At 69.0% G+C, this 15,872-nt stretch carries 12 protein-coding genes; 6 read left to right on the top strand and 6 right to left on the bottom strand.

Annotated elements, in window-relative coordinates; all coding sequences use genetic code 11:
- Window positions 1-80 precede the first annotated feature (80 nt).
- The 5 genes from GKS42_RS05840 to GKS42_RS05820 all read left to right on the top strand — a co-directional run bounded on the left by GKS42_RS05840 (window position 81) and on the right by GKS42_RS05820 (window position 8,541).
- On the top strand, window positions 81-2,603 hold the full coding sequence (locus GKS42_RS05840) for a phosphoketolase family protein (protein ID WP_154792986.1): 2,523 nt from the start codon (window positions 81-83) through the stop codon (window positions 2,601-2,603).
- Window positions 2,603-4,669, top strand: a complete 2,067-nt coding sequence (gene pta, locus GKS42_RS05835) for a phosphate acetyltransferase (protein ID WP_154792985.1) — start codon at window positions 2,603-2,605, stop codon at window positions 4,667-4,669. The genes GKS42_RS05840 and pta overlap by 1 nt, the downstream gene beginning before the upstream one ends.
- Complete coding sequence (locus GKS42_RS05830; protein WP_154792984.1) at window positions 4,666-5,859, top strand: acetate kinase; 1,194 nt, start codon at window positions 4,666-4,668, stop codon at window positions 5,857-5,859. Before pta ends, GKS42_RS05830 begins: the two co-directional genes overlap by 4 nt.
- 157 nt (window positions 5,860-6,016) lie before the next feature.
- Complete coding sequence (locus tag GKS42_RS05825) at window positions 6,017-7,423, top strand: Nramp family divalent metal transporter (protein ID WP_154792983.1); 1,407 nt, start codon at window positions 6,017-6,019, stop codon at window positions 7,421-7,423.
- Between the two features lie 257 nt (window positions 7,424-7,680).
- The gene (locus GKS42_RS05820; protein WP_174791048.1) at window positions 7,681-8,541 is read left to right on the top strand and encodes a sugar phosphate isomerase/epimerase family protein; all 861 of its coding nucleotides are present in this window, start codon (window positions 7,681-7,683) and stop codon (window positions 8,539-8,541) included.
- A gap of 70 nt (window positions 8,542-8,611) precedes the next feature.
- Here the strand turns inward: GKS42_RS05820 and GKS42_RS05815 are convergent, their stop codons facing one another.
- Together GKS42_RS05815 and GKS42_RS05810 are read right to left on the bottom strand one after the other, a co-directional pair.
- Window positions 8,612-10,006 (bottom strand): class II fumarate hydratase, encoded by a 1,395-nt coding sequence (locus tag GKS42_RS05815; protein WP_154792982.1) that lies wholly within the window; start codon window positions 10,004-10,006, stop codon window positions 8,612-8,614.
- A gap of 39 nt (window positions 10,007-10,045) precedes the next feature.
- Window positions 10,046-10,189, bottom strand: coding sequence for a hypothetical protein (locus GKS42_RS05810; protein ID WP_154792981.1), 144 nt, complete (start codon window positions 10,187-10,189; stop codon window positions 10,046-10,048).
- Window positions 10,190-10,215: 26 nt separating this feature from the next.
- Here GKS42_RS05810 and GKS42_RS05805 point away from each other — a divergent pair, with 26 nt between their 5' ends.
- A complete protein-coding gene (locus tag GKS42_RS05805; protein ID WP_154792980.1) occupies window positions 10,216-11,814 on the top strand; it encodes a hypothetical protein in 1,599 nt (532 codons plus the stop codon).
- 23 nt (window positions 11,815-11,837) lie between these two features.
- Here GKS42_RS05805 and GKS42_RS05800 read toward each other — a convergent pair whose 3' ends face one another.
- The 4 genes from GKS42_RS05800 to GKS42_RS05785 are packed head-to-tail and all read right to left on the bottom strand — an operon-like array spanning window position 11,838 to window position 15,692.
- Window positions 11,838-12,473, bottom strand: coding sequence for a hypothetical protein (locus tag GKS42_RS05800; protein ID WP_154792979.1), 636 nt, complete (start codon window positions 12,471-12,473; stop codon window positions 11,838-11,840).
- A 12-nt stretch (window positions 12,474-12,485) separates the two neighbouring features.
- A complete protein-coding gene (locus GKS42_RS05795; protein ID WP_154792978.1) occupies window positions 12,486-13,463 on the bottom strand; it encodes a carbohydrate ABC transporter permease in 978 nt (325 codons plus the stop codon).
- A complete protein-coding gene (locus GKS42_RS05790) occupies window positions 13,456-14,385 on the bottom strand; it encodes a carbohydrate ABC transporter permease (RefSeq protein ID WP_154792977.1) in 930 nt (309 codons plus the stop codon). Before GKS42_RS05790 ends, GKS42_RS05795 begins: the two co-directional genes overlap by 8 nt.
- A gap of 26 nt (window positions 14,386-14,411) precedes the next feature.
- Window positions 14,412-15,692 (bottom strand): extracellular solute-binding protein, encoded by a 1,281-nt coding sequence (locus GKS42_RS05785; protein WP_154792976.1) that lies wholly within the window; start codon window positions 15,690-15,692, stop codon window positions 14,412-14,414.
- Between the last annotated feature and the right edge of the window lie 180 nt (window positions 15,693-15,872).

Here is a 15,872-nt window from a genome sequence, read left to right as displayed (position 1 = left end):
GACCGAAGTCACTCGCGCAACGGCCCCGGAACGGGCAGGCTAGGTCACGGCTGTGCTGTCGCTCACCGAGGGGTTGGACCATGTCCGTCACGTCATCCGTCACTTCCGATGCAGAATCCCGCCCACCGTCGACGCCGACGGGTCCATGGCTGCACCGACCGGTCGCCGATCTCGACGCCGCGACCCTGAACGCGCTGGACCGGTGGTGGCGGGCGGCGAACTACCTGTCCGTCGGACAGATCTACCTGCTCGCGAACCCGCTGCTGCGGACCCCGCTGTCGCGCGATGACGTCAAGCCGCGGCTGCTCGGCCACTGGGGCACCACCCCGGGCCTGAACTTCGTCTACGCCCATCTGAACCGGGTGATCGCCGAGCGCGGTCAGTCCACCATCTACCTCACCGGCCCCGGTCACGGCGGGCCCGGCCTGGTCGCGAACTCCTATCTGGAAGGCTCCTACACCGAGACCTACCCGGACATCACCGCCGACGCGGAGGGCATGCGCCGGCTGTTCCGGCAGTTCTCCTTCCCCGGTGGCATCCCCTCGCACGTGGCGCCGGAGACCCCCGGTTCCATCCACGAGGGCGGCGAGCTGGGCTACGTGCTCTCGCACGCCTACGGGGCCGCGTTCGACAACCCGGACCTGCTGGTCACGGCCGTCGTCGGCGACGGCGAGGCGGAGACCGGGCCGCTGGCCACCAGCTGGCACTCGAACAAGTTCGTCAACCCCGCCCTGGACGGGGTGGTCCTGCCGATCCTGCACCTGAACGGGTACAAGATCGCCAACCCGACGGTGCTGGCCCGCATCCCCGACGACGAGCTGCTCAGCCTGATGCGCGGGTACGGCCACAAGCCCCACCTGTTCGTCGGCGGCTTCGACGGCGAGGACCCGGCGGCCGCGCACGCCCGGTTCGCGGCGCTGCTCGACGAGGTGTTCAACGAGATCGCCGAGATCAAGGCGTCGGCGGCCGCCGGCAACACCAGCCGCCCCACCTGGCCGATGATCATCCTGCGCACCCCGAAGGGCTGGACCTGCCCGCCGGTCATCGACGGCAAGCAGGTCGAGGACTCCTGGCGCTCCCACCAGGTGCCGCTGGCCAGCGCCCGGGACACCCCCGAGCACCTCGAGGTCCTGCACGACTGGCTCACGTCCTACGGCGCGGAGGAGCTCTTCGACGACGACGGCGCCCCGGCCTCCGACATCGCCGCGCTCGCACCCGCGGGCGACCTGCGGATGAGCGCGAACCCCCACGCCAACGGCGGCCTGCTGCTCCGCGACCTGCGGATGCCCGACTACACCGAGTTCGCCGTCGACGTGCCCGCCCCCGGCGCCGCGATCGCCGAGCCCACGAAGGTGCTCGGGCAGTGGCTGACGGAGGTGATCCGGCGCAACCCGGACAACTTCCGCATCTTCGGCCCGGACGAGACCGCCTCGAACCGGCTCCAGGCCGTCTACGAGGTCACGGACAAGCAGTGGAACGCGGGCTATCTCGAGTCCGACTCCGACGACCACCTCGCCCGGGCCGGGCGGGTCATGGAGATGCTCTCCGAGCACCAGTGCCAGGGCTGGCTCGAGGGCTACCTGCTCACCGGGCGGCACGGCCTGTTCAACTGCTACGAGGCGTTCATCCACATCGTCGACTCGATGTTCAACCAGCACGCCAAGTGGCTGGACGTGACCCGGGACATCCCGTGGCGGCGCCCGATCGCGAGCCTGAACTACCTGCTCTCCTCGCACGTGTGGCGGCAGGACCACAACGGGTTCTCCCACCAGGACCCGGGCTTCATCGACCATGTGATGAACAAGAAGTCCGAGATCGTCCGGGTCTACCTGCCGCCGGACGCCAACACGCTCCTGTCCACCTACGACCACTGCCTGCGCAGCCGCGACTACGTGAACGTGGTGGTCTCGGGCAAGCAGCCCGGACCGCAGTTCCTGACCATGGACGAGGCCATCGCACACTGCACCCGCGGCCTCGGCATCTGGGAGTGGGCCGGCACCGAGGCGCCCGGCGAGGACCCGGACGTGGTGCTCGGCTGCGCCGGGGACGTCCCGACCCTCGAGGTGCTGGCCGCGGCGGACCTGCTCCGCAGGCACCTGCCCGACCTGAGGGTCCGCGTCGTCAACGTGGTGGATCTGATGCGCCTGCAGGACGAACGCGAGCACCCGCACGGCCTGTCCGACCGGGACTTCAGCACCTACTTCACCGACACCAAGCCGGTCATCTTCGCCTACCACGGCTACCCGTGGCTGCTGCACCGGCTCACCTACCGCCGCACCGGCCACGCGAACCTGCACGTGCGCGGCTACAAGGAGGAGGGCACCACCACCACGCCGTTCGACATGGTGATGCTCAACGACCTGGACCGCTACCACCTCGTCATGGACGTCATCGACCGGGTGCCGGGCCTGGGGTCGAAGGCCGCCGGGCTGCGCCAGGAGATGTCAGACGCGCGCCTGCGCGCCCGGCGGTACACCCGCGAGCACGGCGACGACATCCCCGAGGTGCGGGACTGGGTGTGGCCGGACGCCGGCGACACCGGCACCGCCGAGGGTGGCCCCGCACGCAGCGCCACCGCGACCACCGCGGGAGACAACGAGTAATGGTGACGAATGTGTACGTGACCTCCCCCGAGGGGCACACCGGGAAGTCCTCGGTGGCGCTCGGGCTGGTCGAGCTGTTCGTCCGGCGGGTCAAACGGGTCGGGGTGTTCCGGCCGGTGGCCCGCGGGGACGAGGGGCGCGACTCGGTGCTCGAGCTCCTGCTCGCGCACGACGGCGTCGACCTCACCTACGAGGAGTCGGTCGGCGTCACGTACGAGGACGTGCACGCCGACGCGGACGCCGCCCTGACCACCATCGTGCACAAGTACCGCGAGGTGGAGCGCCAGTGCGAGGTGGTGGTGATCGTCGGCTCGGACTACACCGATGTCGCCGGGCCGACGGAACTCGCGTTCAACGCACGCATCGCCGCGAACCTTGGCTCCGCCGTCGTGCTCGTCACCTCGGCCGTCGACCGCTCCCCGGAGGACGTGCGCTCGATGGTGGACCTGTCCATCGCCGAGCTGAACGCCGCGCACGCCCGGGTGGTGGCCGTGGTCGCCAACCGAGCCGACCCGGCGCAGCTCGCGGCCGTCGAGGCGACACTGGCGGACCTGCCGCTGCCCGCCTGGGTGATGCCGGACGTGCCGCTGTTGTCCGCGCCGAGCGTGCGGGACCTGCTCATCGCGGTCGACGGCACCCTCGCCGCCGGCGACGACGAGCTGCTCGACCGGGAGGCCGAGGAACTCATCGTCGGCGGGATGACGATGGAGCACATCCTCGACCGCATCACGGACGGGGCCGTGGTCATCGTGCCCGGCGACCGCTCCGAGGTGCTGCTGGCCATGGTCGCCGCGCACGCCGCCGAGAGCTTCCCGTCGCTGGCCGGGCTGATCCTCAACGGCGGCTACGAGCCCACCGCCCAGATCGCCCGGCTGGTGGCCGGACTCGGGCAACGGCTGCCGATCGTGACCACCCGGTACGGCACGTTCGGGACCGCGAGCCGGGTCGCGAAGACCCGCGGGCTGTTGTCCACCGGTTCCCAACGCAAGCTCGACGTCGCCCGCGCGACGTTCGAGTCCGCCGTCGACGGTGACCGCCTGCTCGACGCCGTCGACGTGCCGCGCAGCGAGGTCGTCACGCCCCTGATGTTCGAGTACGACCTCATCGAACGGGCCAGGTCCGCCCGCAAGCACGTGGTGCTCCCGGAGGGCTCGGACGACCGGATCCTGCGGGCCGCAAGCACCCTGCTCGCCCGAGACGTGGCCCAGCTGACCCTGCTCGGCGACGAGCAGGCCGTGCGGGCCCGCGCGAGCGAGCTCGGTCTCGATCTGACCGGGGCCGCGGTCCTGTCCCCCCAGGACTCCGAGCTGCGGGAGCGGTTCGCGCAGGAGTACGCGCGGCTGCGCGCCCACAAGGGCATGACGGCGGAACGAGCCCGGGAGATCGTCACCGACGTCTCCTACTTCGGCACCCTGATGGTGCACCTCGGCCTGGCGGACGGCATGGTCTCCGGCGCGCAGCACACCACCGCGCACACGATCAAGCCATCGTTCGAGATCATCAAGACGGTGCCCGGGGTCTCCGTGGTGTCCTCGGTGTTCTTCATGTGCCTTGAGGACAAGGTGCTCGTGTACGGCGACTGCGCCGTGAACCCGGACCCGACCGCCGAGCAGCTCGCGGACATCGCGGTCTCCTCCGCCGCCACGGCCGCGCAGTTCGGGGTGGACCCACGCGTGGCCATGCTGTCCTACTCGACCGGGGAGTCCGGTTCCGGTGCGGACGTGGACAAGGTGCGCACCGCCACCGAACTCGTCCGCGAGCGCGCCGGCGACCTCGTGGTGGAGGGTCCGATCCAGTACGACGCCGCCGTGGACGCCTCCGTCGCGAAGACGAAGCTGCCGGACTCGGAGGTCGCGGGCCGGGCCACCGTGTTCATCTTCCCGGACCTCAACACCGGCAACAACACCTACAAGGCGGTGCAGCGCTCCGCCGGTGCCGTCGCCGTCGGACCGGTCCTGCAGGGCCTGAACAAGCCGGTCAACGACCTGTCCCGTGGCGCCCTCGTGCAGGACATCGTCAACACCGTCGCCATCACCGCCATCCAGGCCCAAGGAGCCGCCCTGTGAGCACGAACGTCCTCGTCATCAACTCCGGATCGTCGTCCCTGAAGTACCAGGTGGTCGACGCCGAGACCGGGGCCGCGAGCGCCGTCGGGCTCGTGGAGCGGATCGGCCAGGCGTCCGGTGCGCTCACGCACTCGGTGGGCGAGGACAAGCACCACCTCGAACTGCCGGTCCCGGACCACACGGTCGCGATGGAGGCGATGGCCGACGCGTTCGCCGAGCACGGGCCCTCGCTCGCCCAGGCCGGGCTGGTCGCGGTGGGGCACCGCGTGGTCCAGGGCGGGGCCAGGTTCGGCGGCTCCGTGCTGATCGACGACGAGGTGGTCGCGATCATCGGGGACCTCTCCGACCTCGCGCCGCTGCACAACCCGCCCAACCTCGACGGCATCCGGGCCGCCCGGGCATCCTTCCCGGAGCTGCCGCACGTGGCGGTGTTCGACACCGCGTTCCATCTGACCATGCCCGATCACGCGGCGACCTACGCGATCGACCGGGAGGTCGCCGCGGCGCACCGGATCCGGCGCTACGGCGCGCACGGCACGTCCCACCAGTATGTCGCGCGGGAGGCGGCGGCCTTCCTCGGCATCGCCCGCGAGGAGTCGAACCTGATCGTGCTGCACCTGGGCAACGGGGCGTCGGTGACCGCCGTGCGGGACGGGATCTCGGTGGACACCTCGATGGGCCTCACGCCCCTCGAGGGTCTCGTGATGGGGACCCGCACCGGCGACATCGACCCGGCCGTCGTGTTCCACCTGTCCCGGACCGCCGGCATGAGCATCGACGAGATCGACAACCTGATGAACCGCCGGTCCGGGATGCTCGGACTCACCGGCATGGTGGACATGCGCGACATCGGCGACGCCGTGGACGCCGGGGACGAGGCTGCGACGCTCGCGATGGAGGTGTACTGCTACCGGCTGCGCAAGTACATCGGCGCCTACACCGCGGTCCTCGGACGTGTGGATGCGATCGTGTTCACCGCCGGGATCGGGGAGAACAGCGACACCGTCCGCGCCGGGGCGCTCAAGGGTCTGGAGCCGCTCGGCATCCACCTGGACGAGACCGCGAACACGGCCCGCGCCGACGGCATCCGGCGCATCAGCGGCGCGGGCTCGCCCGTGACCGTGCTCGTGGTGCCCACCAACGAGGAGTTCGAGATCGCGCGCGAGTCGGTCGCGGTCGTCGGCAGCTGACCCGCGTTGCACACCTGACGCACCGGTCCGGACACCGGGCACCTGTCCCGGTGCGGGACCGACCGACCTCCCGTAGGGTGTGGGCCACTTCGACGGCACGGGCGCCGTCGGGCGGATGTCTCGAGCCCCAACGACGCTCCCAGAGATTGGGGATCGCATGAGCGTCACGAACACCGGCGGGAGCCACGTCACGTCCGACATCGTGGATCCGTACGCACTGGATCCCCGGGACATCCAGGACCCACCCGCCACGGTCCGCGGCCGGGTGAGGTTCCTCGGTCCGGGCATGATCACCTCTGCGGCCGTGGTCGGCTCCGGCGAGCTCCTGACCGCGACGACGTTGGGGGCGCAGGCGGGGTTCGTCCTGCTCTGGCTGGTCCTGGTCTCCACGTTCCTCAAGGTGTGGGTACAGATCGAGCTCGGCCGCTGGTCCATCTCCACCGGCAAGGTCGCGGTGACGGGCTACAACGAGGTTCCGCCCAGGATCGCGGGGCGGGGCTGGATGGCCTGGCTCGTGCTGCTGATGTTCATCCAGTTCTTCACCAGCCAGGCCGGGGTCATCAGCGCGGCCGCGTTCGCATTCTCCTCACTGCTGCCCATCGGTGGTGACCCCTACTCCCTGCTGTCGATCGGCACCTGGGTGGCGATTCTTGTCGTCATCGCGATCGGGATCCACGTGTGGAACCGGTACACGATCGTCGAGGGCGTCTCCACGATCCTCGTCGTGCTCGTCACCACGTTCGCCGTGGTGATCGTGTTCCTCATCCTCGGCACCGAGTTCTCCTGGAGTCTCGCCGACCTGGGCGAGGGCATGCGGTTCCAGATAGCGCTCGGTTCGATGGGCGTCGCCCTGTCCATGTTCGGCCTGACCGGCGTCGGCGCCGGCGAGGTCACCGCTTACACCTACTGGTGCGTCGAGAAGGGCTATGCAGCCTGGTCGGGCAGGAACGACGGCTCCGAGGCCTGGGCCAGGCGCGCGCGGGGGTGGATCAAGGTCATGAAGATGGACGCGTGGGTGGCCTGGGGCGTGTACACGGTCTCGACCGCGGCGTTCTACATCCTCGGCGCCGCCGTCCTGCACCCGCAGGGGCTCGTCCCCGAGGGCGACGAGGTCATGACCACGATCTCGAGCATCTTCTCGACGGCCGTCGGACAGTGGGGCGCCACCGTGTTCCTGATCGGCGCCGGCGTCGCCCTCTTCAAGACGATCATCGCGAATGTCCCCAGCCTCGGCCGGCAGGTGGGAAACACGCTGGCGGTGTTCGGCGCCTTCGAGTGGAACGATCAGGGCCAACGTGACCGCTGGATGCGGGGCATCATGATCCTGCTGCCGATCCTCTGGGGCCTGCTCGGGACGGTCGTGTCCTCGCCGCTCGCCCTGGTCATCCTCGCCGGGATCCTGAACGCGGTCTTCCTGATGGGCGTCGCGGCATCGACCGTCTACCTGTCGCACCGACAGACCGATCCGCTGGTCAAGGACGGTAGGGCGTTCACCGTGATGCTCCTCATCTCCGCCGCGGCGATCTTCTTCGTCGGCATCGTGGGCCTGATCAACCTCCTCTGACGAGCAGAACCCGTGGCCACAGACCGATCCGTGGGTACTTCGACATGATGATCCGGATCGCCTGAAGCCGTCCGTCGCTGCGACCGGTGACGGCACCGTGCGCACGTGTGCCGGGGTGGCAAAGCCCGGCAACCGCTGCCCCGGGGGTGCCGCGCTCGCCTAGCCTCACCCCAAGGGGATGGCCGAAGGCGTCTGTCCCCGGCTCCCGCTGGGTCCACCCCAGCACACACGATCACGATGAAGGAGAGTGCGGACAGATGGCCAAGATCGGCGTCCAGGCGATGATGCTCAAGGGCAAGGTCAGTGAGCTCGGCGCGTATGACACGCTCGCGCGTATCGGCGACATCGGCTACCACGCCGTCGAGGTGTCCCAGATCCCGATGGACGAGGCGAACGTGGCCGAGATGGCCCGTGCCCGCACGGAACTGGGTATCGAGTTCGGCGCCCTCTCCACGGCGCTCGACGCGGGACCGGAGGGCTCCGCGGACGCCCTCACCTCGGAGTTCGACAAGATCGTCGCCGACGCCGAGGCCCTCGGCGCGACCAATCTGCGCATCGGGATGCTGCCGTTGGCCCTGCTGGAGTCGCTGGATCAGGTGCTCGACTTCTGCCGCCGCTCCGATGAGCAGGCGCTCAGGCTGGCCGAGCACGGCATCAGCCTGTACTACCACAACCACCACATCGAGTTCATGAAGTTCGACGGCCGGAGCCTGCTGGACATCATCAACGAGACCGCCCCGAACATGCGGCTCGAACTCGACGTGCACTGGGTCCAGCGCGGCGGCAACGACCCGGTCCGCACGCTGCGCAAGTATGCGGACCGCGCGGACCTGGTGCACCTCAAGGACTACCGCATCGGCGCGATCGCACCGGAGGCGTTCAAGGCGCTCGCCGAGGGCGACCGGGGCGCGTTCATGAAGGCCTTCAGCGAGGTCGTGCAGTTCGCCGAGGTGGGCGAGGGCACCCTCGACTTCAAGTCGATCGTCGAGCAGTCGGTCGCCAACGGCGTGAAGTACATGTTCGTGGAGCAGGACCAGTTGTACGGCCGGGACGTCTTCGACGCGTTGAAGACCTCCCACGACAACCTCGTCGACCTCGGCTTCGCCGACCTCTTCTGAGATCCGCTCTGGCCGGAACGGGCGAGCGGCCCCGGACGATCACTCGTCCGGGGCCGCTCGCCGGTTCGGGTTAGGGGTGGGTCATCGAGGCGACGTCCAGCGCCGCGTCGAGTTGCTCCGGCGTCACCTCGCCGCGCTCCACATAGCCGAGGTCCTCCACGGCCTGGCGGATCGTGAGGCCCTGGGCCACCGAGTGCTTGGCGATCTTCGCCGCCGCCTCGTACCCGATGATCCGGTTCAGCGGGGTCACGATCGACGGCGAGGACTCGGCCAGTTCGCGGGCCCGCTCGACGTTCGCGGTGATCCCGTCAACGCACTTCGTGGCCAGGGCCCGGGAGGCGTTCGCGAGCAGGTTGATCGACTCGAGCAGGTTCCTGGCCAGCACCGGCAGCATCACATTCAGCTCGAAGGTGCCGCTGGCCCCGGCGAACGCGATGGCTGCGTCGTTGCCGATCACCTGGGCGGCGACCATCAGGGTGGCCTCCGGGATCACCGGGTTCACCTTGCCCGGCATGATCGAGGACCCTGGCTGTAGGTCCGGCAGTGCGATCTCGCCGATGCCGGCGCGGGGGCCGGAACCCATCCACCGCAGGTCGTTGCAGATCTTCACGAGCGAGACCGCGACCGTGCGCAGCTGGCCGGAGGTCTCCACCAGCGAGTCCTGCGCGCTCTGCGCCTCGAAGTGGTTCGGTGCCTCGGTCAGGGGTAGCCCGGTGTTCTCGGCGGCCAGGGCGATCACGCGCTGCGGGAAGCCCGCCGGCGTGTTGATGCCGGTGCCGACGGCGGTTCCTCCGAGGGGCAGTTCGGCCAGCCTGGGCAGGGCGGAGGTCACCCGGGCGATCCCGTTGCGGATCTGTTGGGCGTAGCCGCCGAACTCCTGGCCGAGCATCACGGGTGTGGCGTCCATCAGGTGCGTGCGGCCCGCCTTGACGACGTCGGCGAACTCGGTCGCCTTCGCCTCGAGGGAGGTTGCGAGGACCTCAAGGCCGGGCAGGAGCTCGGTGATCACGGCCTCGGTGGCGGCGATGTGGATCGAGGCGGGGAACACGTCGTTGGAGGACTGCGACGCGTTCACGTGGTCGTTCGGGTGCACCTCGGTGCCCGCCTCGGTGGCGAGCGTGGCGATGACCTCGTTGGCGTTCATGTTCGACGACGTCCCCGAACCGGTCTGGAACACGTCGATCGGGAAGTGCGCGTCGAACTCGCCGGCGATGACCCGGTCCGCGGCAGCCCGGATCGCATCCGCCCGTGCCTGGTCGAGCACGCCGAGCTCGGCGTTCGCCGTCGCGGCCGCACGCTTGATCTGGGCCAGCGCGGCGATGTGGTGACGGGAGATCCCGGTGCCGGAGATCGCGAAGTTCTCCACCGCACGCTGGGTCTGGGCGCGGTACTTGGCGTCCCTTGGTACCCGCACCTCCCCCATCGTGTCGTGCTCGATGCGGTATTCGGTCGCGTCCTGCGTCATCACTGCTCCTGGTCGATGTCGGGGGTCGGAGCAAGTATCTCAGCCGAGGACCGGGCCGGTGGACCCCCGTACGACCAGTTCGGTCCCGACCAGCGCCTCCTCCTCGGGCTCCCGGCCGATGGTGAGCACTACCCGCACCGGGCGACCCCTGACCGGCACCGCTCTGCCATCATCGGCAGTCATGGTCCGGACACGGAGGGGACGATCTGATGGGTGACCTGTTCGCCTGGTGGCTCGGCGGCGGAGACTGGTACGACCTGCAGCAACGCCGCCGCATCGAGGACCTCGAAGTCGCGCACCATGCCTCCCAGTCCGCGATGCGCCGTCAGATGCAACGCACGACGACGGATCTCGCGACGCGCGTGAACCAGTTGGAGAACGCCCTGGTGGCCGTCGTCGATCTCGAGGACACCCGTGAGCAGTTGACCGAGCACGCGGACGCCGCGGCGACCCGGCGGTTCGCTCGGGAGGTCGTCGCGACGCTGCCGGCTCTCGGCGGGGCCGGCTCGGACCGGGTGCCCGCGGTCCCGCCGCCCGACGTGCCGGGATACTGGCTCCACCCGGCCAGCCGGGCGCTCGCTGCCGAACTCGATCCCGGCGCGGGTGACCCCGAGGCCCTGCTCGCCGAGGCCCGCCGTCGGGACACCTTCCAGACGGACCAGACCATCGTCTGTCTCGCGGCCATGACCGGCCGACCCGAGCGTGCCTACCCCCTGCTTCCCAGCATGTATCCGTCGACCGATCAGGTGACCGACGACGAGATCCTGATCTGGCGTGCGGTGGCCACGGGACGCTTCGGCGAGCAGGCTCGCGCCGGCCTGGTCGATGCGCTGCGCCAGGTGGTGCCGGTCGACGGGGCCCTGGTGGGTCAGATCGAGCAGATCGCCATCGGCGCTCAGCGCGACAGTGGGCCGCCGGCGGTCGACGGGGGCCGTGGGCTCGAGAAGCTCCAGGGCTGGGTGGAGTCGATCGTGACCGCGCCGGCGACGCAGGCGCCAGGTGCGTCGACGTCCACGGACGACGCCCTCGCCGACCAGTTGGCCCTGCTGATCACCAGGGGCGCACCCGGGGAGGAGGCCATCCTGCGCCGAATGGTCCAGATCCGCGGCGCGCTCGCAGCGATCGGGATCTCCGACGGACCGGCACTGCCGCCGACACCCGATCACACGGCCGTCGGCTCGGTTCGTCAGACGGTTCTCGACGACCTCGAACTTCGGTCGAGCGGGCCGAAGTGGAGGTTCCGGATGCTGGGCGGAGACGGCGCCGAGGAGGACGCCCCACCGAACCCGGAGCTTCGGCGCGTCGCGCTACGGATCGTCGCACCCGCCGTAGAGCAACTCGCCGGCCGCCTGGCTGATCAGACCAGGACGCCGCCGCCCCAGAGCGCAGAGGTGCGCGTCGGGCGTGGCGTTACGGTCACCGTGACCCCGACCGGCCCGACGTCGTCGACCTGGCAGAAGCAGGTCGTGACGACCCCGCCACGTCCGGCCTGGCGGCGACCGACGGCGATCGGGCTCGGCGTGGCCGCGGTCGCGTTCGCACTGCTGGCGATCCAGAGCCCCGGTCTGGTCGCCCTCGCCGTGGCCGCCGCCGTCGGTGCCGGGGTGGTCTTCTTCCAGGACCGGCGAGAGGCTGCCCGGTCGAGCGCCGACGCCCAGGCGCAGCGGCAGCGCGCCGAGCGTCAGATCCAGGACGCACAGGAGCAGTTGCGCAGGGCGACGGAGGACTCGGCGGCCGCGGCCGCGGCGGCGGACACCCAGCACCAGGGCATCATCACCTGGCTCGAGCGGCTCGCCGCACCGCTCTGAGCAGCAGCTGCACCCGCTGCTCCTCAGACGGGTGAGAGGTTCCAGGCGTCGGGGTCGTGGTTGGCGTCGCTGTCGGCGCGGTGTTGGGCGGCGGTCGTGGTCGGTCCCCAGGTCTTGCTGAGTGCCCAGGCGGGCAGGCTGAGGCCGCAGGCGATGGTGATCGGTGGCAGCGCCCAGACGGGGGTCATGGCGAGCACGACCGGGACCGTCAGGAGGGTGCGGATCGGTGCCGTGAACACCAGGCGTCCTGCCTCGGTCATGACGGCGGCGCGGTCGCTGTCGAGGCTGACGGTGGCGGCGGACCGGATGTAGGCGCCGATCAGAGCGCCGACGATCCAGTAGACCGGGACGAGCACCCCGACGAAGAAGACCCGGGTGCCGCCCTCGAACGCGGTGACCATGAGCCACGCCGTCGCAGTGCCGACGAGGACATAGACCCACCAGGCCAGCGAGACGGGCAGGTCACGGCCGGTGGTGCGACGGATCTGGGCGAACACGACACGCCCGGAGACGTCGCCGTGTTCGTCCAGATCCGCCATCACCCGGGCGTTCCCGGCGAACGCGGGGATGACCGCGGCAACGCTCACCACCCCCAGCAGCCCGGCCCAGTTCGCCGCGATCAGCGCCGCCGGGACCCGTAGGAACCTGTTCAGATCCATCGCCGACACCCCCTATTTGAGCCCGGATCCGACGAACCCGTTCACGAACTGCTTCTGGAAGAAGAAGAACATGACGATCATCGGGACCGCGGCCATCGTGGTGCCCGCCATCAACAGGTTGAACTCCGTGCCCGCCTCCTGCCGGAACACCGAGAGCCCGAGCTGGATCGTGCGTAGGTTCGTGCTGGAGGTCACCAGCAACGGCCAGAGGAAGTTGTTCCACCCGGCCTCGAACGCCAGCAGCGCCACGGTGAGCATCCCGGGCCGGATCAGCGGCGCCATGATCTGCACGAACGTGCGCGCCTCGGAGGCGCCGTCGATGCGGGCCGCCTCCATCAGCTCGGTCGGCGTGGAGATGAAGAACTGCCGGAACAGGAAGATGTTGAACGGCGAGACCAACCCCGGGATCAACAACGCCCACCAGGTGTCGTACCAACCGGTGCCGCCCTGACCGAAGAGGTCGTTGCCGCCGGCGAACGGCACGAACCGGATCATCAGGAACTCAGGGATGACGATCGCGTAGAACGGAATCATCATCGAGGCCAGGATGAATCCGAAGATCACCGACGAACCCTTGAACCGGATCTTGGCCAGCGCGTAGCCCGCCATCGACCCGAACACCAGGTTGGAGATCGTGTGCACCACGGCGATGATGAAGCTGTTGCGCGCATAGATCCCGAACGGGGCACGCTCCAGTGCCACCGTGAAGTTCTCCCAGTGCCACTCGGCGGGCCACATCGGCATGTCCGACGAGAAGATCTCCGGCGAGGATCGCACCGACGTCAGGAACATCCAGACGAATGGCAGCGCCATCACGAACGACACCACGATCAGCAGGACGGTCAATGCCGCCCGCGAGATCCGTCGCTTCTTGCTCGCCGAGCGCTTGTTGGCCTGCTTCGCAGTTCGAGCCGCGGCCTTGCGCTCGGCGGCGCCCTGTTCGGTGCCCGCCGACGCATCGAGGGTCCCGGGAAGTACGGTGTCAGTCATCTTTACCACCCGTGATGCGTCGCGAGAAGATCGTCAGGACGACCAGCACGATCAACAGCACCACGGACTGAGCTGTCGCCAGCCCCATCCGGAACTGCTGGAACGCCGTCTGGTAGATCTGATACGTGATGACCGTCGTCGAGTTCGCCGGACCACCGTTCGTCAGGTTGTAGATCAGGTCGAACGTTTGGAAGTTCCCGACGATGGAGGTCACCAGGATGAAGAACGTCACCGGCTTGAGCATCGGTATCGTGATCCGGAAGAACTTCTGCACGGCCGACGCACCGTCGATGTCGGCAGCCTCGTACAACTGCTGGTCGATCCCCTGCAACGATGCCAGATAGATCATCATCTTCAGGCCGATGCCCTGCCAGATCGTCACCAGGATCACCGAAGGCAATGCCTGCGAGGGGCTGGCCAGGAACGCCTGGTTGGGCACTCCGAAGAAGCCGAGCACGATGTTGAACAAGCCGTTGCCGCCCGGCGAGTAGATCCACAACCAGATCATCGCGATCGCCACGGTCGCCGTGACGTGTGGCAGGAACACGGCCGTCCGGAAGATCGAGTTTCCCCGAAGGCCCTGGTTCAGCATGACGGCCAATGCCAACGAGATCAGGATCGAGATCGGGATCCCGACGATCGCCATGATGAAGTTGTTGCCCAGCGCCTTCCAGAACACCGGGTCGTTCGCGAGGGTCACATAGTTGTCGAACCCGAGGAACTCCGGCGGGTTCAGCATGTCGTAGTTCGTGAAGCTCAGAATGATCGACACAAGGACGGGCAGGCCCGTCCACAGAGCGATCTGAACCGTCGCCGGGGCGGCGAACAACAAACCCCAACGCCCCTGCCGCTGGGTCAGCGTGGGCACTCGACGTCGTCGGGTCGTGGACAGGGTCTGCCTGTCGACCGTGTTGGTACTCATCGACTGTTCCTGACGAGCTTTCCGGCTCAGACGCGCGAGAGCGCGTCCTGGGAGGCCGCCGCGAGGGCGTCGATGGCCTGCTGCGCCGTCTTCTGGCCGGTGACGGCCGCCTCGAGCTCGGGCGCGACCAGGCCACGGATCTCCATCCAGGCAGGGCTGCCGCCCTCGAACGCCGTGGCGTAGTCGAAGTTGTCGATCGTGTACTGCGCCATGAGGTTGTCGGTCACGACCGGGTCGTCGATGTCGGTCCGGGCCGGCACCTTGCCACTCTCGGTGACCGCGGTCAGCAGTGGGCCGGCTTCGAGCATGTAGCTCATGAGCTCCTGGACCTTCTCCGGGTTCGCGCTGCGGGAGGACATGGTCAGCAGCGTGCCACCGGTCCACATCACCGGGTCCCCGCCGGTCTCGGCGGACGGCAGCAGGAACATCCCCATCGCGTCCTCGGTGACCAGGTCCGGGCTCTGCTCCGTGAAGGACGGCCAGAGGCTCGAGTTGAGCAGGTCGACGGCCGCCTGCCCCTGCTGCCACGGGCGGGGTTGGCCCTCGGCGCCCTTGACGTCGAAGTTCGCGGTGCCGTCGGCGACGAGGTCGAGCATGTACTGCAGCGCCGCCACCCCGGTGCCGTCGGTGAAGGTCACCTCGGTGCCGTCGTCGTTGAACAGCCGCCCGCCGAAGCAGCCGAGGAGGTGGCTCCAGGTCTGGCGGATGTTCGAGGAGAACAGGTCGATGCCCACGCCGCCGTCCGGCGTGACCTCCTTGAGCGCCTCGCGCAGGTCATCCAGGTTGGTGGGGATGTCGGCGATGCCCGCCGCGTCGAACATCGCCCTGTTGTAGATGCAGATGCGACCGTCGACGAAGAACGGCAGTGCGTGCAGCGTGCCCTCGTAGCGGCACTGGGCGAGCAGGTTCTCGTTGACCGGGAGCCCGTCCAGCAGCGACTCCGGCAGTTCGGTCAGGACGCCCTTGTGGGCGAACGGCTCCACCCAGCCCGCCCCGGGCATGATCATGTCAGCGACCAGGCCACCTGCCACCGAGGTGGACAGCTTCTCGTTCAGCTTCGTCCAGTCCGTGTAGTCGACCTTGTAGGTGAAGTCGCTGCCCTCGAAGAAGCCGTCCAGAATGCCGCCCTCGAACGCCGCCTTGCCCGTGGTGCCCGCGAACTCGGGCGTGAGGATCGAGATCTCTCCGCCGCCGCCGCCACCGCCGTTGCCGCCACCACCGCTGCCGCCGCCGGAGCAGGCCGCGAGGGCGAGCGCGGAGATGGACACACCGGATGCGGCCAGGAAGTCTCGTCTGCGAAGCGTCATTGCTTGGTCCTTTCGGATCTGGGGTGGGTGCTCTGACCCACCCCCTGTGAGTGGTGAACCGCTGGCACCTGTCGTGCCGACGTGCCGCCGGGGGATCTGCGGAGCTCACGTGTGCGGAGGTCTGTGTACTTGTGGGGTCCGGGTCCGACGATGGACGCGGGTGGGCTTCAGTTGTGACGC

Origin of the sequence: Occultella kanbiaonis, assembly GCF_009708215.1 — a bacterium.
Classification (GTDB): domain Bacteria; phylum Actinomycetota; class Actinomycetes; order Actinomycetales; family Beutenbergiaceae; genus Occultella; species Occultella kanbiaonis.
The sequence above is the reverse complement of the archived record's forward strand: the minus strand, read 5'-3'. Positions and strand labels throughout refer to the sequence as shown.